Source organism: Microbacterium maritypicum, assembly GCF_041529975.1.
Lineage (GTDB): Bacteria > Actinomycetota > Actinomycetes > Actinomycetales > Microbacteriaceae > Microbacterium.
This window is the reverse complement of sequence record NZ_CP168030.1, coordinates 3,111,326-3,136,347: the sequence shown is the minus strand read 5'-3', so window position 1 is coordinate 3,136,347 and position 25,022 is coordinate 3,111,326. Positions and strand designations below refer to the sequence as shown.

Annotated in this window: 24 protein-coding genes and 1 pseudogene; 19 read left to right on the top strand and 6 right to left on the bottom strand. The window is 67.4% G+C overall.

The features are described from left to right. The first annotated feature begins 23 nt into the window (after positions 1–23). The 3 genes from ACCO44_RS15215 to ACCO44_RS15205 are packed head-to-tail and all read left to right on the top strand — an operon-like array spanning position 24 to position 3,582. Complete coding sequence (locus tag ACCO44_RS15215; RefSeq protein ID WP_231481684.1) at positions 24–962, top strand: ABC transporter permease; 939 nt, start codon at positions 24–26, stop codon at positions 960–962. Beyond that, positions 959–1,696 carry an ABC transporter ATP-binding protein gene (locus ACCO44_RS15210; RefSeq protein WP_372467203.1) on the top strand — a complete coding sequence of 246 codons (738 nt, stop codon included), beginning with the start codon at positions 959–961 and terminating at the stop codon, positions 1,694–1,696. The genes ACCO44_RS15215 and ACCO44_RS15210 overlap by 4 nt, the downstream gene beginning before the upstream one ends. Beyond that, a complete protein-coding gene (locus ACCO44_RS15205; RefSeq protein WP_372467201.1) occupies positions 1,693–3,582 on the top strand; it encodes a DUF6541 family protein in 1,890 nt (629 codons plus the stop codon). The genes ACCO44_RS15210 and ACCO44_RS15205 overlap by 4 nt, the downstream gene beginning before the upstream one ends. Here the strand turns inward: ACCO44_RS15205 and ACCO44_RS15200 are convergent. Together ACCO44_RS15200 and ACCO44_RS15195 are read right to left on the bottom strand one after the other, a co-directional pair. Beyond that, entirely contained in the window at positions 3,566–3,919 is a 354-nt protein-coding gene (locus ACCO44_RS15200) for a DUF2304 domain-containing protein (RefSeq protein ID WP_029262010.1), read from the bottom strand. The genes ACCO44_RS15205 and ACCO44_RS15200 overlap by 17 nt on opposite strands. A 3-nt stretch (positions 3,920–3,922) precedes the next feature. Then, the gene (locus ACCO44_RS15195; RefSeq protein WP_029262009.1) at positions 3,923–4,621 is read right to left on the bottom strand and encodes a glycosyltransferase family 2 protein; all 699 of its coding nucleotides are present in this window, start codon (positions 4,619–4,621) and stop codon (positions 3,923–3,925) included. A gap of 57 nt (positions 4,622–4,678) precedes the next feature. Between ACCO44_RS15195 and ACCO44_RS15190 the strand changes: the two genes are divergently transcribed. The 11 genes from ACCO44_RS15190 to wecB are packed head-to-tail and all read left to right on the top strand — an operon-like array spanning position 4,679 to position 17,106. Further along, positions 4,679–5,857, top strand: coding sequence for a glycosyltransferase (locus tag ACCO44_RS15190; protein ID WP_372467199.1), 1,179 nt, complete (start codon positions 4,679–4,681; stop codon positions 5,855–5,857). Positions 5,858–5,903: 46 nt separating this feature from the next. After that, positions 5,904–6,515 (top strand): DapH/DapD/GlmU-related protein, encoded by a 612-nt coding sequence (locus tag ACCO44_RS15185; RefSeq protein WP_372467197.1) that lies wholly within the window; start codon positions 5,904–5,906, stop codon positions 6,513–6,515. Then, positions 6,512–7,609 carry a DegT/DnrJ/EryC1/StrS family aminotransferase gene (locus ACCO44_RS15180; protein ID WP_372467195.1) on the top strand — a complete coding sequence of 366 codons (1,098 nt, stop codon included), beginning with the start codon at positions 6,512–6,514 and terminating at the stop codon, positions 7,607–7,609. The genes ACCO44_RS15185 and ACCO44_RS15180 overlap by 4 nt, the downstream gene beginning before the upstream one ends. Then, positions 7,606–8,592 carry a Gfo/Idh/MocA family protein gene (locus ACCO44_RS15175; RefSeq protein ID WP_197021044.1) on the top strand — a complete coding sequence of 329 codons (987 nt, stop codon included), beginning with the start codon at positions 7,606–7,608 and terminating at the stop codon, positions 8,590–8,592. Before ACCO44_RS15180 ends, ACCO44_RS15175 begins: the two co-directional genes overlap by 4 nt. 49 nt (positions 8,593–8,641) lie before the next feature. Next, positions 8,642–9,850 (top strand): glycosyltransferase, encoded by a 1,209-nt coding sequence (locus ACCO44_RS15170; protein WP_372467193.1) that lies wholly within the window; start codon positions 8,642–8,644, stop codon positions 9,848–9,850. After that, positions 9,847–11,643, top strand: a complete 1,797-nt coding sequence (locus ACCO44_RS15165) for an ABC transporter ATP-binding protein (protein ID WP_372467191.1) — start codon at positions 9,847–9,849, stop codon at positions 11,641–11,643. The genes ACCO44_RS15170 and ACCO44_RS15165 overlap by 4 nt, the downstream gene beginning before the upstream one ends. Continuing rightward, complete coding sequence (locus tag ACCO44_RS15160) at positions 11,636–12,769, top strand: hypothetical protein (RefSeq protein WP_029262002.1); 1,134 nt, start codon at positions 11,636–11,638, stop codon at positions 12,767–12,769. The genes ACCO44_RS15165 and ACCO44_RS15160 overlap by 8 nt, the downstream gene beginning before the upstream one ends. Before the next feature lies 1 nt (position 12,770). Then, positions 12,771–13,832: a glycosyltransferase family 4 protein gene (locus ACCO44_RS15155; RefSeq protein ID WP_372467189.1), complete on the top strand. Its 1,062-nt coding sequence runs from the start codon at positions 12,771–12,773 to the stop codon at positions 13,830–13,832. Beyond that, positions 13,829–14,944 (top strand): glycosyltransferase family 1 protein, encoded by a 1,116-nt coding sequence (locus ACCO44_RS15150; RefSeq protein WP_372467188.1) that lies wholly within the window; start codon positions 13,829–13,831, stop codon positions 14,942–14,944. The genes ACCO44_RS15155 and ACCO44_RS15150 overlap by 4 nt, the downstream gene beginning before the upstream one ends. Beyond that, a complete protein-coding gene (locus ACCO44_RS15145) occupies positions 14,941–16,035 on the top strand; it encodes a glycosyltransferase family A protein (protein WP_372467187.1) in 1,095 nt (364 codons plus the stop codon). The genes ACCO44_RS15150 and ACCO44_RS15145 overlap by 4 nt, the downstream gene beginning before the upstream one ends. Before the next feature lie 9 nt (positions 16,036–16,044). Continuing rightward, positions 16,045–17,106 carry a non-hydrolyzing UDP-N-acetylglucosamine 2-epimerase gene (gene wecB / locus ACCO44_RS15140; protein WP_372467185.1) on the top strand — a complete coding sequence of 354 codons (1,062 nt, stop codon included), beginning with the start codon at positions 16,045–16,047 and terminating at the stop codon, positions 17,104–17,106. Here the strand turns inward: wecB and ACCO44_RS15135 are convergent. After that, on the bottom strand, positions 17,052–18,326 hold the full coding sequence (locus tag ACCO44_RS15135; protein WP_372467184.1) for an ArnT family glycosyltransferase: 1,275 nt from the start codon (positions 18,324–18,326) through the stop codon (positions 17,052–17,054). The genes wecB and ACCO44_RS15135 overlap by 55 nt on opposite strands. An 84-nt stretch (positions 18,327–18,410) precedes the next feature. Here ACCO44_RS15135 and ACCO44_RS15130 point away from each other — a divergent pair, with 84 nt between their 5' ends. Continuing rightward, on the top strand, positions 18,411–19,484 hold the full coding sequence (locus ACCO44_RS15130; RefSeq protein WP_372467183.1) for an acyltransferase: 1,074 nt from the start codon (positions 18,411–18,413) through the stop codon (positions 19,482–19,484). 51 nt (positions 19,485–19,535) lie between these two features. After that, positions 19,536–20,831 (top strand): nucleotide sugar dehydrogenase, encoded by a 1,296-nt coding sequence (locus tag ACCO44_RS15125; protein WP_029261995.1) that lies wholly within the window; start codon positions 19,536–19,538, stop codon positions 20,829–20,831. A gap of 48 nt (positions 20,832–20,879) precedes the next feature. On the opposite strand, the gene ACCO44_RS15120 is transcribed toward ACCO44_RS15125, so the two are convergent. From ACCO44_RS15120 to ACCO44_RS15110, 3 genes and pseudogenes are all read right to left on the bottom strand, one after another. Beyond that, positions 20,880–21,458: a hypothetical protein gene (locus ACCO44_RS15120; RefSeq protein ID WP_372469456.1), complete on the bottom strand. Its 579-nt coding sequence runs from the start codon at positions 21,456–21,458 to the stop codon at positions 20,880–20,882. Positions 21,459–21,528: 70 nt separating this feature from the next. After that, positions 21,529–21,768: pseudogene (locus ACCO44_RS15115) on the bottom strand (glycosyltransferase); the annotation flags it as partial. A gap of 70 nt (positions 21,769–21,838) precedes the next feature. Further along, on the bottom strand, positions 21,839–22,267 hold the full coding sequence (locus ACCO44_RS15110) for a GtrA family protein (protein WP_372467181.1): 429 nt from the start codon (positions 22,265–22,267) through the stop codon (positions 21,839–21,841). Between the two features lie 61 nt (positions 22,268–22,328). On the opposite strand from ACCO44_RS15110, the gene glf reads away from it, so the two are divergent. Genes glf through ACCO44_RS15095 form a run of 3 tightly spaced genes read left to right on the top strand, consistent with a single transcriptional unit; the run spans position 22,329 to position 25,001 of the window. Continuing rightward, a complete protein-coding gene (gene glf / locus ACCO44_RS15105; RefSeq protein WP_029261992.1) occupies positions 22,329–23,465 on the top strand; it encodes a UDP-galactopyranose mutase in 1,137 nt (378 codons plus the stop codon). Positions 23,466–23,475: 10 nt separating this feature from the next. Beyond that, entirely contained in the window at positions 23,476–24,267 is a 792-nt protein-coding gene (locus tag ACCO44_RS15100; protein ID WP_372467178.1) for an ABC transporter permease, read from the top strand. After that, on the top strand, positions 24,267–25,001 hold the full coding sequence (locus ACCO44_RS15095) for an ABC transporter ATP-binding protein (RefSeq protein ID WP_029261990.1): 735 nt from the start codon (positions 24,267–24,269) through the stop codon (positions 24,999–25,001). The genes ACCO44_RS15100 and ACCO44_RS15095 overlap by 1 nt, the downstream gene beginning before the upstream one ends. Positions 25,002–25,022 lie beyond the last annotated feature (21 nt).

Here is a 25,022-nt window from a genome sequence, read left to right as displayed (position 1 = left end):
CTCCTTTCCCGGATGGAACACCTGTGACGATCAAACCCGATCCTTACGCCATCATCCCGCGAGCCGACTTCGACATCCCCGGCAAAAGCCATGGGCTCATCGACGTGGTGCGGTGGCGCTATCTGCTGAACCTTCTCGTCCGCACGGGCGTCACGACGCGGTACCGCAACTCGGTGCTCGGATGGACCTGGTCCTACGTGCGACCCGCGGCCCAGTTCCTCGTGTTCTGGGTGGTCCTCGGCATCTTCATGAATCTCGACAAGGGGATTCCGAACTACGCGGTCTACCTGTTCTCGGGGATCGTGGTGATCAACCTGTTCTCTGAGGGATTCAAGAACGCGACCACGTCGATCGTCGGCAACGCCCCGCTGGTGCGCAAGGTGTTCCTTCCGCGCCAGCTGTTCGCGGTCTCGGCCGTGATCGTCGCGTTCGTGCACTTCCTCCCGCAGGTCGGGCTGCTGCTGGTGGTCTGCCTCCTGATGGGATGGATCGCGCACATCTCGGTGCTGAGCATCCTCGCCGTGCTCGCGGGAATGATCATCGTCATGGTGTTCAGCCTCGGCCTCGGCCTCTTCTTCGGCGCCGTCAACGTGCGCTTCCGCGACGCCGAGAACATCGTGGAGTTGATGCTGCTGCTCGCCACGTGGGCGTCACCCGTGCTGTACGCGTGGACCATGGTCGAACAGGCGGTCGTCGACCGGCTGCACTGGCCGTCGTGGCTCGTGGAGCTGTACCTCCTCAATCCGATCACCCAGGGCGTGGAGCTCTTCCATTACGCTTTCTGGCGCCCGGCGAGCGAGGGCATGATCTCGGCCGCGGGATACGCAGGTAAGGGCATGATCGAACTGCCGCCGAACCTGGGCTGGAACACGCTGTGGACGTTCCTCATCGCCGTCGCCACCCTGCTGATCGGACAGTTCGTCTTCCGCCGCCTCGAGGGAAAGTTCGCACAGGACCTATGAGTGAACAGACGGCGATCAGGCCGAGCATCATCATCGACGACGTGCGCAAGCGGTTCACGCTCAACCACGCGTTCTCCCTCAAGGACACCGTCGTCGCCTGGATCAAGCGGCAGAAGCTCACCAGCCAGTTCGAAGCGCTGAAAGGCGTGGACCTCGTCATCGGCGAGGGGGAGTCCGTCGCCATCCTCGGGCTCAACGGATCGGGCAAGTCCACACTTCTCAAGCTGGTGTCCGGCGTCATGGAGCCCGATGAGGGACAGGTCCTGACCCGCGGTCGGGTCGCCGGTCTCATCGAGGTCGGCGCGGGCTTCCATCCCGAACTCTCCGGACGCGAGAACGTCTTCCTCAACGCTGCGATCCTGGGCATGAAAAGGCACGAGATCGAGGCGCGCTACGACGAGATCGTGGCGTTCAGCGAGATCGAGCAGTTCATCGACCAGGAGGTCAAGCACTACTCCTCCGGGATGTTCATGCGGCTGGCGTTCTCGGTCGCGATCCACGTCGAGCTCGACGTGCTCCTCGTCGACGAGATCCTCTCCGTCGGCGATGCGCCGTTCCGGGAGAAGTGCCGACTCAAGTTCGAAGAGCTCATCGCCGCGGGCAAGACGCTCGTCGTCGTCAGCCACGACATGGAGATGGTCCGTGAGCTGTGTACTCGCGGCATCGTGATCAACAAAGGCGAGGTCGTCTACGACGGTGAGGTCGAGGGCGCCATCGCCCTGGTGGACGCGTGAGCGACTGGATCGGCCAGATCCCTGCGCTGCTCGTCGCGGCCGCTCTTCTGATCGTCCCGGGGCTGCCCGTCGGACTCTGCCTTCGCGGCGTGCAGGGAATCGTGCGTGTCGGTGTGGCGATCGCCGTCTCCCTCGGCGTGCTCGCCGCCGCATCTCTCCTCGCACCGCTGCTGGGGATGCGCTGGGGACTGATTCCCGTAGCCGTGGTCACCGTCGTCATCTGGGTCGTCGCCGCGGCGCTCCGGTTCTTCGACCGGCGCGCGGTCGACGCCGCGCCCCGTGCGGGGAGGGGCGCATGGATCGCGCTCGCCGCGGCCGTTGTCGCCTGGATCGGCATCGTCGCCTTGGGCATCGGGGCTCCCGGCAACCCCTCCCAGCTCTATGACGGCCTGTTCCATCTGAACGCCGTCGAGTTCATCGCTGAGACCGGCGACGCCTCCCCGCTGCACATGACGATGGTGGTGCCCGGCGCCGCGACGTCGTTCTATCCCACCCTCTGGCACGCGCTGGTCAGTCTCGTCGTGCCGGCCGCGGGCAGCATCGTCGCGGCGACCAACGTGACCACCGTCGCGGTGATCGCGCTGGTGTGGCCCGTCGCCCTCGCCTGCCTGACCGCCGTGGCGTTCCCGTCCCGCCCGGCTGCCACCACGTGGGCTCCGCTCGTGGGTCTGGGCTTCAGCGTCTTCCCCCTCGGCTTCCTCAACTGGGGCGTCCTCTATCCCAACCTGCTCGGCACCGCGCTGATCCCGATCTTCCTCGCGGTCGTCCTGATCGCCTTCGCGCCGGCGCTCTCGTGGGCGGGGAGGACGCTGCGCATCCTCGTCGCCCTCGCGGCCGCGGGTGCGGTCGCCCTCGCGCATCCCTCCGCACTTCTCGGCGCGGTGGTGCTGCTCGTGCCCTACCTCGTCTGGTTGGCGTGGCGCACAGCTCGCGCGGGCGGAACCACGACACGGGTCGTCGTCGCACTCTCGGTGATTCTGGGGGCGGTCGCACTCGCCGTGGTCTGGATCGTGGCCAATGTGACGACGCACGAGTGGCTTCCCACCTCCTCTCTGGGGCAGGCTCTCGGCGAGGTCGCATTCCTCAGCCCGGTCGGCAGGTCGACGGGGCTCCTGCTCGGGCCGCTGGCGGCGATCGGTATCTGGCGCGTGGTGAAGGACCGGACGTGGTGGATCCTCGGGTCCTACGCCGTGAGCATCTTCTTCTTCCTGATGGCGACCTGGTTCCCGGTCGAATCGATCCGCAGTGTCTTCGTCGGCGTCTGGTACGACGACACGACCCGCGTCGGAGCGCTCATCGCGGTGTGGGGACTGCCGCTCGCCGCGCTCGGCGCGTCCGTCGTCGTCGAATGGATCCGAGGCTGGTGGCCGGCAGGACGCAGGGGCCTCGTGGTCGCCGTCGTCGCGATCGTCGCCGTCGCAGGGGCGACCCACCTCGTGGGACTTCGCAACGACGTGGGCTACATGCGCAGCGTGAGCTTCCAGTTCAGCGAGGCGTCGCAGGGGCTCTCACCCGACGAAGTGGCGCTGTTCGACGAGATCGACGACGAGTTGCCCGACGACGCCGTCGTGATCGGCGACCCGCTGACCGGAGCCGGCCTGTTGTTCGCATTCACCGGGCACGACGTGGTCTTCCCTCACGTGACCGGGCGCTACGGCGATGACGCGTCGACCCTGGCCAGGTACCTGGTGGAGGGCGGGCCCGCCGTGTGCGACGCGATCGACAGACTCGGCGTGACGCACGCCCTCGACTTCGGCGACCGTGTGCTGTTCGAGAACCACTACACGACCTTCGACGGCCTGCACGGCCTCGACGACTCCTCGATCCTCACGGAGGTCGACCGCGTCGGCGATGCCGTCCTCTACGAGGTCACGGGTTGTGAGTAGGGTGCTTCTCGTTCTCTGACGCCTCGAGCAGGGCGATCTTGCGGGCGAGAAGCGTGAGCTGCCGCTGCTGGGCGACGTTGCGGCGGTACTGTGAGTACACGAACGCGAGGAACATCACGATCAGCGCGTAGAGCACGAGGTCGGTGCCGCGACCGACGCCGACGAGCTGCGCGAGCCAGCTCAGCCATTGCGGGAAGAGCACCGAGAGCACTGCGGCGATCACGAACAGGCCCATGAGCAGTCGACGGATCGCGAGGTGACTGTCTGCGCCCGTCCGGCGCATCATGAACACCGCGAGCACCACGATGGCGGAGATCAGGAGGATCTGGATCCACATGGGCTACCTCACCACCAGGTCGACGAGGATGTTGACGGAGTTGAGCACGCTCTGGCCCTTCGCCTTCGAATAGTCCGTGTACAGGAGCTCCACCGGATACTCCTTCCAGGAGAGATGGGTCCGGCCGAGTTCCAGCACGATCTCGGTGGCATGCGCCATCCGGTCCTGCCGGAGGTCGATCGCCGCTGCGGCGTCGCGTCGGATGACGCGGAGTCCGTTGTGGGCGTCGGTGAGCTTGAGGCTGGTGGTGAGGTTGGTGACCCACACGGCCGTCTTGAGGATCACCTTCTTGATCCAGCCGGGATTCGTGCGGTCGTCGAGGAATCGGGATCCGAACACGATGGCGACATCTTCGTCGCGTGCGAGCTGCAGCATGCCGATGGCATCCTCGATGCGGTGCTGGCCGTCGGCGTCGAAGGTGACGATGTACTCGCACTCGGGATGCGCGAGTGCGAAGTCGAATCCGGTCTGCAGCGCCGCGCCCTGGCCCAGGTTGACCGGATGCTGCACGAGCATGGCGCCCGCTTTCGCCGCCTCGCGGGCGGATCCGTCACGAGAGCCGTCGTCGACGCAGACGATGTGCGCGAAGAACGGCTTCAGGCTCTCCACCACGCCGCCGATCACGCTCGCCTCGTTGTAGAGGGGGATGACGACCCAGGCGCTGCGGTCGGGGGAGGGAGGCGCGGGGACGCTCGAGGACATGGTTCTATTGTGTCAGGTGTCCGAACGGACCTTCATCAACCGAGCTACAGGGGCAGGATGCCGAGGAGAAGACGGGTCGTCGTCGCGACGCGGCTGTACACGCCGGAAGTCACAGCCGCCAGCTTCCGGATGGACGCACTCGTCCGGGCTCTCGCACCCGAGTCCGACGTCGTGGTGCTCACGACGCGGCCTCCCCAGGGGATGACGATCTCCGACGAGCCGGGCGTCACCGTTCGGCGAGCCAGGGTCCTTCGTGATCGGACCGGAGCCATCCGCGGGTATGTGCAGTACCTCTCCTTCGACATTCCGTTGTTCTTCCGTCTGCTGCGGCATCGCGCAGATGTGATCGTCGCGGAGGCACCGCCCACGACCGGACTCGTCGCCGCGCTTGTCTCACTCCTCACCGGACGCGTCCTGGTGTACTACCCAGGCGATGTCTGGACCGACGCGGTGGCGTCCATGGAGGCGCCTCGACCGGTGATCGCGGTCATGCGCGCCGTCGAGAGCTTCGTCCTGCGACGCGCTGCGTCGGCCATCGCCGTGTCGCCGGAGGTCGCGGAACGACTGGGAGACATCGGCGGCCATCCCGAGAGGGTCATCAGTGTCGGCAATGGCATCGACACCGATCTGTTCTCCCCCGACGTATCGGTCCCGTCGGTGGAGGTCCCGTATTTCGTCTACACGGGGACCATGTCGGAGTGGCAGCAGCCCGAGGTGTTCATCCGTGCGCTGGCGGAGATCACCGAGGCCGACGTCCACATCCGGTTCTTCGGGCAGGGGTCCGTGGAACCCGAACTCAAGGTGCTCGCGGAGGAGGTCGCGCCGGGCCGGGTGCATTTCGGCGGACTCGTCGGACCCGGGGAATCCGCCTCGTGGCTCAGAGGGGCGGTGGCGGCGCTCGTGAGCATCGTGCCCGGCATCGGCTACGACTTCGCCCGGCCGACCAAGACGTATGCGGCCGCCGCGGTCGGCACGCCCGTCCTCTTCGCCGGCGCGGAAACCGGCGGAGAGGTCGTGCGCGCCGGCGGTCTCGGCGAAGCAGTCGGCTTCGACGCTCGCGATGTCGCCTCCGCGATGCGGCGACTGCTCGCCGAGTGGACGGACGGAACCACCGAGCGCGCGAGGCCGGCGCGTGTCGCCTGGGCCGTCGACAACGCGTCGTTACGCACAGTGGGCGCGCGGGCCGCGGACGTCGTTCGCGGCGCGCGTCGAGGTTCGCGGCGCAGCGCCAAGTAGAATCTCGTCAGTGCTGCCAGTTCTCGGCGGCGTGCTAGGAGCCCCCGTGACTGAAACCTCTCGCGTGCGGATCGTCGAATCCGCAGATGTGTCCCCTGACGCCGTCATCGGCGACGGCTCCGCCGTCTGGCACCTTGCGCAGGTGCGCGAGGGCGTCCGGATGGGGGAGAACTGCATCGTCGGACGCGGCGCCTACATCGGCACCGGCGTCGAGATGGGCGACAACTGCAAGGTGCAGAATTACGCCCTCGTCTACGAACCCGCGAAGCTCGGCGACGGCGTGTTCGTCGGGCCCGCCGTGGTGCTCACCAACGACACCTACCCCCGGGCGATCAACCCCGACGGGTCGATCAAGAGCGCCCACGACTGGGAGCCGGTCGGCGTGACCATCGAGAAGGGTGCGTCCATCGGCGCCCGAGCGACGTGCGTCGCTCCGGTGACGATCGGCGCCTGGGCGACGGTCGCCGCCGGTGCGGTGGTCGTCAAGGATGTCCCGGCATACGCGCTCGTCGTCGGCGTGCCGGCGCGGCGCATCGGATGGGTCGGCGAAGCGGGGATCCCGCTGAAGCCCGCCGACGACGCGGACATCTGGGTCTGCCCGAGCACCGGCGACAGATACATCGAATCAGAAGGCACATTGAGCAAGGAGACCGTGTGAGCGAGTTCATTCCCCCCGCGAAGCCCATCATCGGCGACGAAGAGCGGGAGGCCGTCGACCGCGTCCTGCGCAGCGGCATGGTCGCTCAGGGCCCCGAGGTCGCCGCGTTCGAGCAGGAGTTCTCGGCGCATTTCGTGCCCGGGCGCCCCTCCGTCGCGGTGAACTCCGGCACCGCGGGCCTGCACCTCGGCCTGCTCGCGGCCGGCGTCGGTGCCGGTGACGAGGTCATCGTGCCGTCGTTCACCTTCGCGGCCACGGGGAACTCCGTCGCCCTCACCGGAGGTACGCCGGTCTTCGTCGACATCGAGCCCGACACGTTCTCGCTCGACCCCGAGGCGGTCGCGGCCGCGATCACGCCGAAGACCAAAGGCATCCTCCCCGTGCACCTGTACGGCCACCCGGCCCGCATGCGGGAGCTGGAGGCCCTCGCCGCTGACCGCGGGGTCGCGCTGTACGAGGACGCGGCGCAGGCTCACGGCGCCTCGCTCGACGGACGCCCGGTCGGCTCGTTCGGCGACTTCGCGATGTTCAGCCTCTACCCTACGAAGAACATGACGAGCGGCGAGGGGGGCATGGTCACCACGGCGACCGACGAGCTCGCCCGCCAGGTCAAGCTCCTGCGCAACCAGGGCATGGAGCGTCAGTACGAGAACGAGGTCATCGGCTTCAACGCCCGTATGACGGACATCCACGCTGCGATCGGACGCGTGCAGCTCACCAAGGTCGATGCCTGGACGAAGACCCGGCAGGCCAACGCCGCATTCCTCGACGCCAATCTCGAGGGCGTCGTCGTGCCTCCGGTCGCGGACGGCGCCGTGCACGTCTACCACCAGTACACGATCCGCGTACCCGAGGACCGCGACGGCTTCGTCGCCGCACTCAAGAACGAGTACAACGTCGGCGCCGGGGTGTACTACCCGATCCCGAACCACCGACTGCCGTCTCTGACGCACTTCGCCCCGGGTCTCGACCTGCCGGAGACCGAGCGCGCCGCCCGCGAGGTGGCCTCTCTGCCCGTCCACCCGTCCCTGACCCAGGATGATCTCGAACGCATCGTCGCGGCCGTCAACGCGATCGCGAAGGCGGGTGCCTGATGACTCTGCGCGCAGGCCTGCTCGGCGTGGGGATGATGGGGCGTCATCATGCACGCGTCCTCCGGGAGATCGACGGCGTCGAACTGGTGGCGATCGCCGATCCCGGGGGCGACCCTCACGGCGTCGCCGGTGATCTCCAGATCCTCCCCGACATCGAAGCACTGATCGCCACGGGCATCGACATCGCCGTGGTCGCGGTCCCGACGCGATTCCATGAGGACGCAGCCCTGAAGCTCGCAGCCGCGGGTGTGCACACCCTGGTGGAGAAGCCGATCGCGCACAGCGTCGAGGCCGGCCAGCGCATGGTCGACGCATTCGCGTCGGCCGGTCTGGTGGGAGCCGTCGGTCACATAGAGCGTTTCAACCCCGCGGTCCAGGAACTGCGACGCCGCATCGAAGCCGGCGAACTCGGAGCCGTGTATCAGGTCGTCACGCGCCGGCAGGGGCCGTTCCCCTCGCGCATCGCCGACGTCGGGGTCGCCAAGGACCTGGCATCGCACGACGTCGACCTCACGGCGTGGGTCGTGCAGAGCGATTACGAGCGCATCTTCGCGCAGACGGCGTTCAAGAGCGGCCGCGAGCACGAGGACATGATCACCATCACGGGACGCACGACGTCGGGCGTCATCGTCAACAACATCGTGAACTGGCTGAGCCCCATGAAGGAGCGGCTGACGGTCGTGACGGGAGAGAAGGGCGCGTTCCTCGCCGACACCTCCACCGGCGACCTGACTTTCTACGCGAACGGGACGATTCCGCTGGAATGGGAGTCCGTCTCTTCGTTCCGCGGTGTCTCCGAAGGGGACGTCACCCGTTTCGCCTTCGCGAAGCGGGAGCCGCTGCGCGTCGAGCACGAGGCGTTCCGCGATGCCGTCCTCGGCCAGCGGACTGACGTCGTCACCATGGAGCAGGGCCTTCGCACACTGGTGGTCGTCGAAGCCGCACTCGAGTCGGCGCGCGACGGCGACTCCGTGAGGCTGTGAGTCGGCGAACCATGCCGTGTGGCCAGACGCCTTCCGACTCGGTGGCACGATGAGCGGTTCCTTCGTGCGTCGGAGCGCCGGCCGTGTCCTCGACGCGCTTCCGGAAGGGGTCCGGCTCCGTATCGCCGGTTCTCGCTACGGTTTCGACGCCTCCGACGTCCCCGCGCCTGTGGTCGCGCCGGACGGCGACGTCCGGCTGTACATCGCGCCGGTGAACTTCGCGGGGCAGGCGTTCCGGTGGGCGCGAGCCGCCGAGCTCCTCCCCGGGGTGGGCGCTGTGAACATGCAGTATCGCAATCCGACGGGCGACTTCGGCTTCCCCGCCGACTACGCACTGCCCACGGCCGTGTTCCTGAAAAGCCGCCGGTGGCAGCGTGCGCAGTTCGACGCTGTCGTGCGCGGCTTCTCCCATGTACTCGTGGAGGCGGTCCGCCCGATCTTCGGTGAACTCTTCGACGGCGATGTCCGGAAGGAGGTCGCCGCGATGAAGGATGCCGGCCTGCAGGTGGGGCTGATCGCCCACGGCACGGACGTGCGGGTTCCGAGCGTGCATCGGTCCGACAACCCCTACTCGCCCTTCCACGGTGACGAGTGGGACCAGACGCCCTTGCTGGAACAGAGCGCGCAGGTCCGCAGCGCACTCGCGTCGTCACTGGCCCTCCCGACGTTCTACTCGACGGCCACCCTCGCGCGACACCTGCCTCCGGCCCGCTGGCTCCCGGTCGTGGTCGATCCCGATCGCTGGGCCAGCACCGAGCCTCCGCTGACCCGGGCGAAGCCGGTCGTCATGCATGTGCCCAGCAGCGGAATCGTCAAAGGCACGACGGCCGTGCGCGAAGCAGCCGCGCGTCTCGAGGCCGAAGGACTGATCGAGTACCGGGAGGCGCACGCGGTGCCGGCGGACGAGATGCCTGATCTGTACCGCTCAGCGGACATCGTCATCGACGCTTTGCGCATGGGTAACTACGGCGTCGCCGCCGTGGAGGCCATGGCCGCCGGGCGCGTCGTCGTCACGTACCTCACCGATCTGGCTGTCGGCGAGGCGGAGGAAGCCGGTGCGCTTCCGCCGTGCGTCTTCGCGAACCCCGACACGCTGGAAGATGCTCTGCGCGAGATCTGCGCGGATCCCGAGAGTTTCCGCACGCTCGCAGCTCAAGGCCCCGCGTTCGTGCGCCGAGTCCATGACGGGCGGCGCTCGGCGCTCGCTCTCGCCGGTTTCCTCGGCGTGACCGCTCCCTGGAGCGAGGAAGTCCTATGAAAGCGATCTTCTCCACCTATCGCGACATCATGCCGAATCTCCCCGAATCGGCTCGTCGCTACATCAACACCTTCGTGCTGCTCTCCGCGCTGCTCGCCGCGCTGGATGTGGCAGCACTCATGATCCTGGCCGTTTCCCTGTCGTCGATGCTCGCCGGGTCGCCGGTGCAGCTGCCGGTGGTCGGGGCGATCGGCCCCGACGGCTACATCTGGATCATCGTGTTCGTCTCCGGGCTCATCATCCTGAAGTCGACGGCGTCGCTGATCATGCAGTGGTTCGCGACCAGACGGCTCGCCAGTTTCGAGCTCGAGATCGGCGACCAGCTCTTCCAGAGCTACATCCACGCACCGTGGATCGACAGGCTCCAGCGGAACACGACGCATCTCGTCCGTCTCGCGGATGTCGGGATTGCCAACGTCACGTCGGGCTTCCTGCTGCCGTTCATGAGTCTGCCCGCGTTGCTCACGACATCGCTTCTCGTGGTGGTGGTCATCGTGATCATGCAGCCGCTGACCGCGCTCGTGACCGTCTGCTATCTCGGACTCATCGCCCTGCTCCTGTACGTGGTGCTCTCACGCCGCACCGTCACCGCCGGGCGGGTGAACCGCGACTACTCTTTCCGGGTGGCCGCGCTGATGACGGACATGGTGTCCGCCCTCAAGGAGATCACGCTGCGCAACAAGTCTGATGAGGTCGCCCGTGTAGTGCAGGCGGATCGCAGCGTGTCGGCCAAGGCACGGGCGAATCTGAACTTCCTCTCCTCGGTGCCGCGCTTCGTCCTGGACGCGGGAATCGTCGGTGGCTTCCTGCTCGTGGGCGGTGCGGCGATGCTCTTCTCGGGATTCGAGGCCGCCGTCTCGGCCATCGCCCTCTTCGGCGTCGCCGGGTTCCGTCTCGTCCCCTCGCTGACCGGATTCCAGTCGCTCGTCTCGATGATGACCGCCAACATCCCCCATGTGGAGGCCGTGCTGCGCGACATCGAGTCGTCGCGGCGCTACCGCGACAATTCCGAGCACATCGGGCACGACCCCATCGTCGGGACTCCGACCGAGCTGAACTTCCACGGGGTGGGGTTCACCTTCCCCAACGCGCCCCGGCCGGCCCTCGCCGACGTGACCGGATCGATTCCGTTCGGCACCAGGGTCGGGATCGTCGGGGCCTCCGGGGCCGGGAAGTCGACACTCGTCGATCTGCTTCTCGGACTCCTCACCCCGACGGCAGGACACATCGCGCTGGGGGACCAGGACCTCACCGATGTCATGGCTGCGTGGCGCGGGCGCGTGGGATACGTCCCGCAGGACGTGGCGCTCTTCGACGCCACGATCGCACAGAACGTCGCCCTGACCTGGACGGATGACTTCGACGAGACCCGCGTGCGCGAAGCGTTGCGCAAGGCGCAGCTGCTCGACGTCGTCGAAGCCAGAGCGGACGGCATCCACGGACGCGTGGGCGACCGAGGGCTGCAGCTCTCCGGTGGCCAGCGCCAGCGTCTCGGCATTGCGCGCGCCCTCTACGCGGAGCCGCTGGTGCTCGTCCTCGACGAGGCCACGAGCGCCCTCGACACGCGCACGGAAGCCGCGGTGACGGCCTCCATCGATGCGCTCGGCGCAGAGATCACCGTGATCTCGGTCGCGCACCGGCTGTCGACGATCCGGCATTCGGATCAGGTGTGGTTCCTGCGCGAAGGAGAGGTCCGCGCTCGCGGCACCTTCGCCGAGGTCATCGCGCAGGAGCCCGAGTTCGCCCATCAGGCCGCGCTGGCCGGTCTGACGAAAGACCCGTCGGATGACTAAGCCGCGCCTGCTGCTGATCTCGTTCTCGCCGATCGTCTCCGACGCGCGAGTGCTCAAGCAGGTCGTCGCCTTCCGCGACGACTTCGAACTCACCACGGTCGGATACGGTCCCGCACCCGAGGGGGTGGCCGCCCACTGGGAGGTGCCGCGGTCTGCCGACTACCAGGACTACAACGGGCGTCTGATCACGCTCCACGCCTACCGCGCCGTCTACTGGCGCATCTCGGCGGTCAAGTGGGTCCGCGAGCATCTGCCCCGCGGTGAGTACGACATCATCCTCGCGAACGAACCCGAAGCGGTCGGTGTCGCGCAGTGGCTCCGGCCACGCCTCGGTATCCATGCCGATCTCCACGAGTACACCCCGCGTCTGAACGAGGAGCACGCGGCATGGGCTCGGCGCATCAAGCCGTATCACGAGTGGATCTGCCGGACGTATGTGTCGAAGGCCGCGAGCTGGACGACCGTGAGCAACGGCCTGATCCGCGAGTACGAGAAGGAGTTCGGTTTCCGGCCGGAGCTCGTCACGAACGCCGCCCCCTTCGCGGACCTGACTCCGACTCCGGTCGAGGCGCCCTTGCGCCTGGTGCACAGCGGCGCGTGCCTGCGCAACCGCAACCTCGACGAGATGATCCAGGCAGTCGAGGCGTCGCGCGCGGACGCGACCTTGGATCTGTACCTGACCCCCAACCACCCGGATTACCTCGAGGAGCTGCGCGCCCTCACGGCCGGCAGCACGCGGGTGAGGATCCTCGACCCCGTGCCGTACGCGGACCTGATCCGCACGATCAATGCCTACGACGTCGGCATCCATCTGCTTCCGCCGACGAACTTCAACAACACGTGGGCCCTGCCGAACAAGCTCTTCGACTACGTGCAGGCGCGTCTCGGCGTTCTGATCGGTCCCTCGCCCGAGATGCGCGAGTACGTGGAGCGGTACGGCTTCGGCGCGGTCGCCGATGGCTTCGGTGCGGCAGACCTCACACGCACGATCGATGCGCTGACCGTCGAGGACGTTCGCGGATACAAGGAGCGCGCGCACGCGAGCGCCCACGCGTTGGGTGCGCAGGAACAGGTCCAGGTCTGGCGGCGCAACCTCGACGCGATCGCCGGGCGCGAGAGAAGCTGAGATGCGGATCCTCATCGTCACCCCGTGGTACCCCACCGTCGACAATCCGCAGACCGGCGTGTTCGTGCAACGCGACGTCGAGACTCTCCGGCGGTCCCACGAGGTGTCGGTGCTGCATCTGAGCACGTCGTCCGATCTGCCGCTCGACGGCGCGGCCGTCGAGCGCATCCCGTATGCGGCGGCGTCGCTCCGGGGGATTCGTCGCGCGCGTCGAGCCATCCGTGAACGTGCCGCCGGTGTCGACATCGTGCACAGTCATGCGATCTCCGCCTTGCCTGCCGTGCCACGGGGGCTGTCTGTTCCCTGGGTTCACACGGAGCACTGGTCCGGCCTGCTCAGCCCGCGTACCGCGCCTCTCCCGGTGCGCGTGGTCGGGGGCTGGATGGCGCGACTGCTCGAGTACCCTGCCGTGGTGGTCGCCGTCAGCGAGCAGCTCGCCGTCGCCGTACGCCGCACGCGCACCGGCCCGACGGTCGTCGTGCCGAACGCCGTGGCTGCGCCGATCGAACCGCCACGCGACGTCACGGACCTCCTCATGGTCGGCGTCGGCGGACTCATCGGCCGGAAGCGCCCCGTGCTCGCCGTCGAAACCGTCGCGGCGCTGGTGGCACGGGGGCGGGATCCTCGTCTCATCTGGGCAGGCGACGGCCCCGAGCGCGATCGCGTGCTCGCCCGGGCCGCCGAACTCGGGGTGCGGGACAGGGTGGAGCTGCGGGGCAACGTAGACCCCGCCGAGATCTCACGCCTGCTCGGCTCGGCTCGTGTCTTCCTCCTTCCCACGGAAGGGGAGACCTTCGGGGTGGCGATCGCGGAAGCGCTCCGTCATGGACTTCCGGTGGTCGTGGGCGATGACGGCGGCCACACCGAGTACGTCCGCCCCGAAGACGGGGCACTGGTCGGTACGACGGACGCGACGGAGTGGGCGGCCGCCGTCGAAGACGTTCTGGATCGAGACCGCGAAGAGATCCGCCGCAGCGCGGAGTTCCGTTTCTCGGACGACGCGCGCAGTGCCGCCTTCGATGCCGTCTACGAGACGGCGCTGGACAGGAAGAGACAAAGATGAAGCTGCTCGTCCTCTCGTTCTCCCGAATCGAGTCGGACCCGCGAGTGCGGCGTCAGATCGAGCTGTTCCGAGACGACTGGGAGATCGTCACCTGCGGCTACGGGCCGAAGCCGGAGGGAAGCGTCGAGCACTTCGAGATCCCCGAAGAGCTCGCGGTCTGGCGCTATCCCCGCGTGGCGATGATCGCCCGACAGTACCGCCGCGCGTACTGGGGAAACCGGGCGCTGGCGTGGGCGCGCGAGCATCTCGGCGGCCATCGATTCGACGTGATCCTCGCCAATGAGGTGGAGTCCGCCGGTGTGGCCGCCGAGCTCGAGCCGTCCAAGGGGTTCCACGTCGATCTGCACGAGTATGCGCCCACGTTGCACACGGAGAAATTGACCTTCCGGCTCTTCGTCGCTCCGTTTCTGCGCTGGCAGCTGCGGAAGTTCGTCTCGCGAGCATCCTCCACCACGACCGTCGGCCGTGCCATCGCCGCCCGCTATCGACGCGAGTTCGGCTTCGACACGAAGCTCGTGATGAACGCGCCCGCCTACTCGGAGCGCGAACCTCACCCGACGTCGTCACCGATCCGGGTCGTCCACGCCGGTGCGGCGTTGCGCAATCGCGGACTCGGCACGCTCATCGAGGCGATGGAGCGGACCTCGGCCGATGTCACCCTCGACCTGTATCTCCCACCGAATGATCCGGCGTACCTGGAGGAGCTCCGGGCAGCGGCAGCACGGGTGCCGGCGGTCCGCATGCATGAGCCGGTACCTTTCGACTCGTTGATCGACACCCTCGCCGGCTACGACGTCGGCATCCACATCCTCGCGCCCACCAACTACAACAACGCGTATGCGATGCCGAACAAGTTCTTCGAGTACGTGCAGGCGCGACTCGGGCTCGTGATCGGACCGTCGCCGGAGATGTCCGCCACGCTCACGCGCCACGGACTGGGAGTCGTCGCCGATGACTTCTCGGCCGACGCCGTGGCACGTGCGCTCGATGCCCTCACCCCGGAGCGCGTCGACGGATTCAAGGCGGCGGCCGCGGACGCGGCACGCGAACTGTCCGCCGAAGCGCAGATGCCGGTGTGGAAGAGCGCCATCGACACGATTGCGGGCCGATGACGATGGTCACGTCCGCACAGGTCGATGTGCTCGTCCCCGTGCACTCCGAGTCGCGGCCGGTACGCCGACTGGCGCGGAGCGTCCTCGAGCACACGAACGTGCCGGTGCGACTTCTCGTCGTGGCGCACAACATCGAGGAGCAGCGCATCCGCGCGGCGCTCGGGCCGTACGCCGAGGACGCCAGGGTCGACGTCGTCGGGTTCCGTGACGGGATCCCGTCGCCGGCCGGACCGATGAACTTCGCCCTCGACCGGGTGACCGCTCCGTGGTTCACGAAGATCGACTCTGATGATCGACTCAGCCCGGGCGCTCTGGACGGCTGGGTCCGCCGCGCCGAGACACGAGGGGCGGATGCCGTCCTGCCGGCGATGCTGCTCCCCGCCGTCGGGGAGGGGTTTCCCACGCCGCCGCGCCGTCCCGGTCGCGTCGTGCTGGACCCCGTGCGTGATCGTCTGAGCTACCGCACGAGCACGATGGGCCTCTTCTCGGCCGACCTCCGCCAACAGGCACGCCCGGTGGAGGGATTGGAGACGGGGGAGGACATCGCACCGAGCCTCCGGTTGTGGTTCGGTGCTCGCAAGGTGGTCGCCGCGGGCGATGGTGACGCCTATCTCGTCGGCGACGATGCCGTAGACCGTGTCACCGAATCCGCTCGAACGCTCGCGACCGAACTCGCCTTCGCGCCGCTGCTCGTCGCCGAGGACATGTGGGGCGCTCTCGGCGAGGCGGCTCGGGCGGCTGTGGTCCGAAAACTCATCCGCGTGCACGTGCTCGGGGCGCTCGGCCGACGCGAGCTGGACGCCACCGTCGTGAGCGATGCGGCGAACGCACTGGAGACGCTGCTCAGGTCGGCGCCGTCGGCGCTGCGCTCGCTCTCGCGTCTCGACGTCGAACTCATCGATCGGCTGCGGGCGCGAGCCGCGGTCGAAGACGTCGCCGCTCTCGTCGAACGGCGACGGCGGTACGCGCAGCCCCGCGCGATGCTCACGCCGTCGCTGCACCGCACCCTCGACCGCGACGCTCCGCTGCGTTTCCTCTCGGCCTCGCTCCTCGCACAGCGCCGGGCGCGACGGGCGGCGCGCGCCGCATAGGATCGTAGGGTGAAGATCCTCAGCGTCGTCGGCGCCCGCCCGCAGTTCGTCAAGCTCGCCCCCATCGACCGCGCCGCGCGTGAGGCCGGAGTGGAACACGTCATCGTGCACACCGGTCAGCACTACGATCCGATGCTCTCGGACATCTTCTTCTCCGAGCTCGGCATCTCGAGTCCCGACGTGCACCTCGGTGTCGGCTCGGGGAGTCACGGTGTGCAGACCGGGGCGATGCTGGGACAGCTCGATGCCGTCTTCGACGCCCATGCACCGGATTGGGTGCTGGTCTACGGTGATACGAACTCGACGGTGGCGGCCGCGTTGAGCGCCGTCAAGATGCACATACCCGTCGCGCATCTCGAGGCCGGGTTGCGATCGTTCAACCGTCGCATGCCCGAGGAGCACAACCGTGTTCTCACCGACCACGCGGCGGACATCCTGCTCGCGCCGACCGAGGTCGCCATGGCGCACCTCGCCGACGAGGGCCTCAAGGCCCGTTCGGTCCTGGTCGGCGATGTGATGACGGACGTCCTCTACTCGACCAGGGACGAGCTCTCGGGCGAGCCCTCCGTGCTCATCGACGAGCTGGGACTCACGCCCGGCGAATTCCAGGTCGCGACCATCCACCGTGCGGAGAACACCGACGATCCGGTACGTCTCGCGCAGATCATCGAGGCTCTGGGAGCGCTCGCCACTCCCACGGTCCTGCTCGCGCACCCGCGGCTGGTGGCCAAGGCAGCAGAAGCCGACATCGACCTCGAGCAGGGCAACCTGCGGGTGCACCGTCCGCTCGCGTACCGGGACCTCATCGCCGCGGTGCTCAGCAGCGGACACGTCGTCACCGATTCGGGTGGACTGCAGAAGGAGGCTTTCCTGCTGCGCGTGCCGTGCACGACCGTGCGCACCGAGACCGAGTGGGTCGAAACCGTGCAGCTCGGCTGGAACGCCCTGGTCTCGGATCCCTCGGTACTGGCCGAGACCGTCGCACGTCCTGCCCCGTCGCCGACCGACGAGGCTCCCTACGGAGAGGGCTCCGCGGCGCGACGCGTCGTCGAGGTGCTGTCCGCCGGCTGAGGCCCGTCGTCCGGCTGAGGCCTGCGGTCAGGCTCGGCCGCCCCTTCCGACTCGGACGCCTCCGGCTCGGAATCGTCGGGCGCGCCCGGAAGGCCGGTCGGATTGGTCCGCGATCGCTGCACCCAGGTCACGGTCGCGCTGACGAGCATCCCGGCGGCGAGAAGCCAGAAGATCAGCCCGGGAGTCGCGTACCGGAACTGCGTCGGCGTGCCGTTCGTGATGTTGTAGATCGCCGTGGCGGCGATGGCGCCGAGCAGCAGGTGCGACTCCACGCGTCGCCAGAAGATGATCATGCCCGCGACCGCGAGGCAGATCAGCACGAGCAACGAACGATCGCCGCGCAGCATCGTCACGACATCAGCTCTGACGATGTCGAATGCCATGCGCGGAACGTTGAGGAGGGCTTCGCCCAGCGAGCTCGCGCCGGCCTGCATGAGGAACTGGTCCAGCTGCGAGAACGAGGGGAAGATGAGCGTTTGCAGGACTTGGCAGCCGATCGTCGCCGCGCCCACGATGATCGCGGGGAGCATCATGCGGCTGTTGCGACGCTCGATCAGTGAGCCGATGACCCACGCGGCGATGAAAGCCCCGGCCATGATCAGGGTCGCCTGGCGGGTGAAGGCCGAGAGCACCGTGACCGCGCCGATCGCGATCAACATCCAGGGTCGGGGCTTCTCCAGCCAACGCCACGCGAGCAGCAGTGCGACGGCGGTGAAGAGCGCCGAGAGGCCCTCGGTGAGCATCCCGGTTCCGATGGAGACGAGGAACATCGACGTGTTCAGGAGCAGGCCGATGAGAAGCGCGACGAGGGTGCCGAAGCGACGACGGAGCATGATCACCGCGATGACCATGAGTGCGGCCGTCGCCAACAGGGGGATGACGGCGAGGCCGGCCGGACCGAAGAGTGCGATGAACGGGGCGCTGAGGGTCGGGAGCACCACGCGCGGCTGCACCAGGCCCCATCCGAACAGATCCTCCACGGGAGGGACGTCGATGTTGCGCGGGCCCGCGTAGTCCACGGTGAGCTGCCGCGCCGTCTCGGGGTCGTTCCCGAGGAAGAGGTACGCCATGGCGAGGTAGTAGCGCGAGTCCGGATAGAACATCCGGTACCACCGCACATACGTGGCGTACGTGAGGAGGAACGTCGATGCGAGGATCGTCCACAGGAGGAGCGTGCTGCGGTGGCGCAGAAACCAGGTGCGCGCGGGAGAGTGTGCCATGGCGATATCACGCTAGCACGGAGGTTTCGCGGTGGCGGCTCGGCGGTTTCGATGCGCGCGTCGTGGACGGGATAGCGTACGGGGGTGACATCGCTTCCAGGTACTCTCACTCACCGACGCTGGGGACTCGACATCCTTCGCATCGTGGCGATCATCGGCGTGGTCAGCATCCACACCTTCGGAGCTCTGCGCTCGTCTCCCGAGCTGGAGGGCTCGCGCTCGTGGTGGGTGGCGGTCGCGCTGAACGCCGGATTCATCTGGGCGGTCCCGGTCTTCGTCATGATCAGCGGCGCCCTGCTACTCGATGCGCGGCCGCATGCCGCCGGTCCCACCGCGTTCTACCGTCAGCGTCTGGTCCGCCTCGCGCCGGCCTTCATCTTCTGGCAGGTCTTCTACCTGATCGTCGTGCGGCAGTGGATGAGCGGGCTCGACGAGAGCGCGGCGACGATGCTCGCGCTCGTCCTGCGCGGACAGCCCTACACACACCTCTACTTCCTCTGGCTCATCGTCGGTCTCTACGCCATCGCGCCGGTTCTGCGCCCGTTTCTCAGAGACGGCGGCCGCCGGCGGGCGCTCATGTTCGCAGGGGTCCTCATCCTGGTCACTGTCGCGACGTACTCGACATCGGCACTGCTGGCGTGGGCAGGGAGCCCCTCGCCGATCATCCTGAGCGCACTCACGCAGTGGCTGCCCTACGTCGGCTACTTCGTGGCCGGATACGCGCTGCGTGATCTCCGTCTGACCGGTGCGCGCCTGTGGGCGTGCGGCGCGATCGCGGCAGTGGCGATCGGGTGGACGATCCTTCAGGCGGGTGCCGTCGACCCCGCGTCGCTGCTCGCAGCGCTGCTTCCGCAGAGCTATCTCGGCCCCGTCACGGTCGTGATCGCCGTCACCCTCTTCGTCTTCGTCAACAGCCTCTTCTCCGGTGACGTCGGCGCCGGTACGGGGCGGGTCATCCGGACCCTGTCGGAGGCGACCTTCGGGGTCTACCTCGTGCATTTCGCGCTCCTGATCGCCGTGCGGTCCGTGCCCTGGTTCGCCGATGCCGCGACCACGTCCGTCGTGTCGGCCGTTCTGGTGTGGCTCATCGTGGTCGTGCTGTCGTTCGCGCTGGTCGTGCCGTTGCGTCGTGTGCCGGTGATCGGGCGCATCTTCTGACCGCGGTCGCCGAGCGCTCTGGGACCTCTGCCGCCCCGTAGACTGGACCCCATGCGTATCGCCGTCGTGGCCCTCGGAAAGATCGGGCTTCCCCTCGCCGTCCAGTTCGCCTCATCCGGCCATGACGTCATCGGAGTCGACGTCAACCAGAAGGCCGTCGACACCATCAACGCCGGGCGCGAGCCCTTCCCCGGCGAGGCGCACCTCCAGGAGAGACTCGCCGAGCTCATCCCCGCCGGTCGTCTGCGTGCGACGACCGACTACGCCGAGGCGATTCCCGGCGCGGATGCCGTCGTGCTGGTGGCGCCGGTCTTCGTGAACGACGAGACCTGGGAGCCGGACTTCAAGTACATGGACGCGGCGACCGCGTCGCTCGCCGAGCACCTCACCCCGGGAACCCTCGTGTCCTACGAGACCACGCTGCCCGTGGGGACGACGCGCAACCGCTGGAAGCCGATGCTGGAAGAGGGATCGGGCCTCACGGAGGGCGAGGACTTCTTCCTCGCCTACTCGCCGGAGCGTGTGCTCACCGGGCGCGTCTTCGAAGACCTCCGCAAGTACCCGAAGCTCATCGGCGCCCTCTCCGCCGAGGGAAACCGCCGTGCGCGCGAGTTCTACGAGGCCGTCCTCCAGTTCGACGAACGCACCGACCTGCCCCGCCCCAATGGCGTCTGGGACCTCGGGAGCACCGAGGCCTCCGAGATGGCGAAGCTCGCCGAGACCACCTACCGTGACGTGAACATCGGCCTGGCCAACCAGTTCGGCCTCTTCGCGGCATCCCACGGCATCGACGTCTACAAGGTCATCGAAGCCTGCAACTCCCAGCCGTACAGCCACATCCACCGGCCCGGCATCGCCGTCGGCGGACACTGCATCCCCGTCTACCCGCGGCTCTACCTGGCGACCGATCCCGACGCGGACATCGTGCGGGTCGCCCGTCAGCTCAACGCGTCGATGCCGGAGCGTCTCGTGGCACAGGCGGAGGGGATCCTCGGGTCGCTCTCCGGTCAGCGCGCGGTGGTCCTGGGCGCGGCCTACCGCGGAGGCGTCAAGGAGACGGCCTTCTCGGGAGTCTTCCCCACGGTCAAGGCGCTACGGGATCGTGGCGCCGAGGTGCGGGTGCACGACCCGCTCTACACCGACGAAGAACTGCGCGGCCTCGGCTTCGAGCCCTACGAGATCGGTGAAGAGGTCGACCTCGCGATCCTGCAGACCGACCACGCCGACTACCGCGAGCTCGCTCCCGCACAGCTGCCCGGAGTCAAGCTGCTCGTCGACGGTCGCGCGGCCACCGACGCTGAGCGATGGACGGGCACTCCCCGCATCGTGGTCGGCACGGCGGCCTAGCGCTGTGAGGAAGAGCGGGCGGCCGGCATCTGTCGGCCGCCCGCTCTTTCATACCCTGGCGTCGAACGGCGAGTACGTCGGCGTCGAGGGCGTCGCCTGGATGTCGAGCTGCAGCGCGCTGATCAGCATCTGCGTCCCGATCATGAGCGGGAGCGCCGCGAGCATGACCGTGGCTGCGGTCGCCACGACCGAGCTCGCGATCTGGAACATCACCCAGACGGCGATGCCGAGCCCGACGACGAAAAGCAGCAGGCCCATGAACAGCAGAAGCGCGATGGGGGAGAAGGACCACAGCACGTAGCGGTACCAGATCCGCGACCAGTAGCCGACCGTCAACCGGTGCAGAAGCTCGGGGACGACCTTGCTCAAGCGGATGCTGGAGACCTCGTCGCCGTACACCGCGGGAATGGGCACGTCGGTCGCCGGAACCTGGAGGATGTTCAGGTGGATGAGCAGATCGTTCTCGAAGCTGTAGCGTTTCGCGACGCGCTCGAGCGGCACCCGTGCGAGAGCCTCGGTGCGGATCGCCGTGTACCCGTTCTGCGGATCGAAGAGGTTCCAGTAGCCGGAAGCCAGCTTCGTGAAGAAGGAGAGCACGACGTTGCCGAACACTCGATACCCCGGCATGCCGCGGAACGACTCGGGGGGAGTAGAAGCGGTTGGCCTTGGCGAACCCGAAGCCGCCGTCCGTGACCTTGTCCAGCAGTGTGGGCAGGTAATCGGGGTCCATCTGCGCATCGCCCGCCATCACGACGTTGACATCCGCGCCCAGGTCCATCGCGGTCCGGTGCGCGGTGATGATCGCACCGCCGACGCCCTGGTTCTCCTCATGACGGATCAGCGTCACGCGGGGATCCTCGATGCTGCGGACGACGTCGCTGGTCCCGTCCGGGCTGCAGTCGTCGACGATCACGATGTGATCGACGTAGTCCGGCATCGTCTGGATGACCTTCGCGATCATCTTCTCTTCTTTGTACGCGGGGACGACGGCCGCGATGACCGCATTCTTATACATCCGAACTCCGAGCCGGTGGATTGGTGAACACCCAGTAACGATAGGCGAAGTAGTTCCAGACGGTGGTCGCGATCACGGCGAGCACCTTGCCGACGAACCATCCGCCACCGAGCGAGTCGACGAACCACACGATCGCCGTCGTCGCGATCGTGTTGAAGATCACCAGCGCGGTGTAGCGGGCGACGCTGGGCACGACCTTCGAATCGGAGGCGAACGCGACGACCCGCTGCAGCGTGTAGGTGACGGCGAACGAAGCGAGGAAGGCGACGGGGGTGGCGATGGCGAGCGGCACGCCGAGGAGGTCGTGAGCGATCCAGAGCAATCCGGCATCGACCAGGAAGCAGAATCCGCCGATGACGAGGTAGCGAACCGCGCTGTGGCTCCAGATGCGGCGCACGGCACCGCCGACTCGATTCGGCATGGTTCCAGTCTCTCAGACGACACGCGCAGGTTCGGGCAGTCGCCGCCGATACGATTGGTGCATGGATCTTCTCGTCGTCGGGTCGGGTTTCTTCGGCCTCACCATCGCTGAGCGCGCCGCTGAAGCCGGCCGCAAGGTAACCGTCATCGACCGCCGCCCTCACATCGGCGGCAACGCCTACAGCGAGGCGGAGCCCGAGACCGGCATCGAGGTCCACCGCTACGGTGCGCACCTCTTCCACACCTCGAACGCGACGGTGTGGGAGTACGTCAACCGCTTCACCAGCTTCACGAACTACGTCCACCGCGTCTACACGACGCACAAGGGCACGGTCTTCCCGATGCCGGTGAACCTCGGCACGATCAATCAGTTCTTCCAGTCGGCGTACACGCCCGACCAGGCGCGTGCACTGGTCAAGGAGCAGGCGGGCGAGTTCGATGCCAAGACGGCCGCGAACTTCGAGGAGAAGGGCATCGCCCTCGTCGGGCGCCCCCTTTTCGAGGCCTTCTTCCGCGACTACACCGCGAAGCAGTGGCAGACCGATCCGCAGAAGCTCTCGGGCGACATCATCAGCCGCCTTCCCGTGCGCTACACGTACGACAACCGCTACTTCAACGACACCTGGGAGGGCCTTCCCACCGACGGCTACACCGCGTGGCTGGAGCGCATGGCGGACCACCCCAACATCGAGGTCAAGCTCGGCGTCGACTACTTCGACGACGCGCAGCCGCTCAGCAAGAAGGCGACCGTCGGTCAGCTCCCGGTCGTCTACACCGGACCGGTCGACCGCTACTTCGACTACACCGAGGGGGCGCTGAGCTGGCGGACGCTCGACTTCGAGCAGGAAGTGCTGAACGTGGGCGACTTCCAGGGTACGAGCGTCATGAACTACCCGGACATGGATGTGCCGTACACCCGCATCCACGAGTTCAAGCACTTCCACCCGGAGCGCAAGGACGTCTACGCGCAGGACAAGACGGTGATCATGCGCGAGTTCTCGCGTTTCGCCGAGCGCGAGGACGAGCCGTACTACCCGGTGAACACCCCGGCCGACCGGGAAGGGCTGCTGGCCTACCGCGAACTCGCCAAGGGGGAGAAGGCGGTCCATTTCGGCGGCCGGCTCGGTACGTACCAGTACCTCGACATGCACATGGCCATCGGCTCGGCGCTGTCGCTCTGGAACAACACTCTCTCCTAGACTCGACATCGTGAGTCACGCTGCTGTCGGGGCGCCCGGGACGCCCCGGCGCTATCTGCATTCGTTGTGGCTGCTGTCCGCCCGCGACCTGAAGGTCCGGTACGCGACGAGCTCCCTCGGCTACCTGTGGTCGATCCTCGATCCGCTCGTCATGAGCGCGATCTACTGGTTCGTCTTCACGCAGGTCTTCAACAGGAGCGTCGGCGAAGATCCGTACATCGTCTTCCTCATCGTCGCGTTGCTGCCCTGGGTGTGGTTCAACACCTCGGTGTCCGACTTCACCCGGGCGTTCAAGAAGGACGCGCGGCTCGTGCGGTCCACGGCGATCCCGCGCTCGATCTGGGTGAACCGCATCGTGCTCAGCAAGGGGATCGAGTTCCTGCTCTCGATTCCGGTGCTCGTCCTCTTCGCCGTGTTCAGCGGCGCTCATGTGAACTGGATGCTGCTCTGGTTCCCGGTCGCGGTACTCCTGCAGATCATGCTGCTGGTCGGACTCGGGCTCCTGGTCGCCCCGCTCTGCGTGCTGTACTCGGATCTCGAGCGCACCACCGCGCTGATTCTCCGCGCCCTGTTCTACGCGTCGCCCGTCATCTACAGCTTCCGTGATCTCCCGGCGCCCTTCGACACCATCGGGGCGTTCAACCCGCTCGCGGGCATCTTCACGCTCTACCGGGTCGGTTTCTTCCCCGACCTGTGGCAGACCGTGCCGGTGGTCATCAGTGCCGTGATGTGCATCGTCATCCTCGCTCTCGGTGTGTGGACCTTCCGGAGCCTCGAACGACCTGTGCTGAAGGAGCTGTGATGTCGGCGGCGATCGAAGTGCAGGGTCTCGGAGTCCGGTTCCGCCGGAACCGGAGGGGCCGACGCAGTTTCAAGGACCTCTTCTCCGGTTCCTCGCGACGTTCGCGTCCCGGTGAGTTCTGGGCGCTCCGTGATGTGTCCTTCACTGTGCAACCGGGGGAATCGATCGGCGTGGTGGGACGTAACGGGCAGGGCAAATCCACGCTGCTCCGCCTGGTCGCCAAGGTTCTGCTCCCCGACGAGGGGACCGTCTCCGTGAACGGCGGCGTCGCCCCCCTGATCGAGATCACCGGCGGATTCGTGGGCGACCTCACCGTGCGTGAGAACGTGCGGCTGACGGCCGGCCTGCACGGGATGTCCCGCGACGAGGTATCCCGTCGCTACGACGACATCATCGCGTTCGCGGAGCTCGCCGGCTTCGAGGAGACGCCCTACAAGCACCTCTCGAACGGCATGAAGGTCCGGCTCGCGTTCTCCGTCGTGTCCCAGCTCGACGAACCGATCCTGCTGGTGGACGAGGTGCTCGCCGTCGGCGACAAGGCCTTCCGCGACAAGTGCTACAAGCGCATCGACGAGCTGCTGGCCGAGGGACGGACGCTGTTCTTCGTCAGCCACAACGAGCGCGATCTCCGACGGTTCTGCACCCGCGGACTCTACCTCGACAAGGGCGCGCTGGCGCTGGATGCGCCGATCGCCGAGGTGCTGGACCGCTACAACGCCGACTACGCGGTGTAGCGATCAGCGCTTCGACGAGCT

What these genes read in the sequence shown, in the direction of transcription:
- ACCO44_RS15210 (WP_372467203.1), top strand. Translation starts at nt 959, where the DNA reads ATGAGTGAACAGACGGCGATCAGGCCGAGCATCATCATCGACGACGTG.
- ACCO44_RS15200 (WP_029262010.1), bottom strand. Translation starts at nt 3,919, where the DNA reads ATGTGGATCCAGATCCTCCTGATCTCCGCCATCGTGGTGCTCGCGGTG.
- ACCO44_RS15195 (WP_029262009.1), bottom strand. Translation starts at nt 4,621, where the DNA reads ATGTCCTCGAGCGTCCCCGCGCCTCCCTCCCCCGACCGCAGCGCCTGG.
- ACCO44_RS15190 (WP_372467199.1), top strand. Translation starts at nt 4,679, where the DNA reads ATGCCGAGGAGAAGACGGGTCGTCGTCGCGACGCGGCTGTACACGCCG.
- ACCO44_RS15170 (WP_372467193.1), top strand. Translation starts at nt 8,642, where the DNA reads ATGAGCGGTTCCTTCGTGCGTCGGAGCGCCGGCCGTGTCCTCGACGCG.
- ACCO44_RS15165 (WP_372467191.1), top strand. Translation starts at nt 9,847, where the DNA reads ATGAAAGCGATCTTCTCCACCTATCGCGACATCATGCCGAATCTCCCC.
- ACCO44_RS15160 (WP_029262002.1), top strand. Translation starts at nt 11,636, where the DNA reads ATGACTAAGCCGCGCCTGCTGCTGATCTCGTTCTCGCCGATCGTCTCC.
- ACCO44_RS15155 (WP_372467189.1), top strand. Translation starts at nt 12,771, where the DNA reads ATGCGGATCCTCATCGTCACCCCGTGGTACCCCACCGTCGACAATCCG.
- ACCO44_RS15150 (WP_372467188.1), top strand. Translation starts at nt 13,829, where the DNA reads ATGAAGCTGCTCGTCCTCTCGTTCTCCCGAATCGAGTCGGACCCGCGA.
- ACCO44_RS15145 (WP_372467187.1), top strand. Translation starts at nt 14,941, where the DNA reads ATGACGATGGTCACGTCCGCACAGGTCGATGTGCTCGTCCCCGTGCAC.
- ACCO44_RS15135 (WP_372467184.1), bottom strand. Translation starts at nt 18,326, where the DNA reads ATGGCACACTCTCCCGCGCGCACCTGGTTTCTGCGCCACCGCAGCACG.
- ACCO44_RS15125 (WP_029261995.1), top strand. Translation starts at nt 19,536, where the DNA reads ATGCGTATCGCCGTCGTGGCCCTCGGAAAGATCGGGCTTCCCCTCGCC.
- ACCO44_RS15120 (WP_372469456.1), bottom strand. Translation starts at nt 21,458, where the DNA reads ATGCCGGGGTATCGAGTGTTCGGCAACGTCGTGCTCTCCTTCTTCACG.
- ACCO44_RS15110 (WP_372467181.1), bottom strand. Translation starts at nt 22,267, where the DNA reads ATGCCGAATCGAGTCGGCGGTGCCGTGCGCCGCATCTGGAGCCACAGC.
- glf (WP_029261992.1), top strand. Translation starts at nt 22,329, where the DNA reads ATGGATCTTCTCGTCGTCGGGTCGGGTTTCTTCGGCCTCACCATCGCT.
- ACCO44_RS15095 (WP_029261990.1), top strand. Translation starts at nt 24,267, where the DNA reads ATGTCGGCGGCGATCGAAGTGCAGGGTCTCGGAGTCCGGTTCCGCCGG.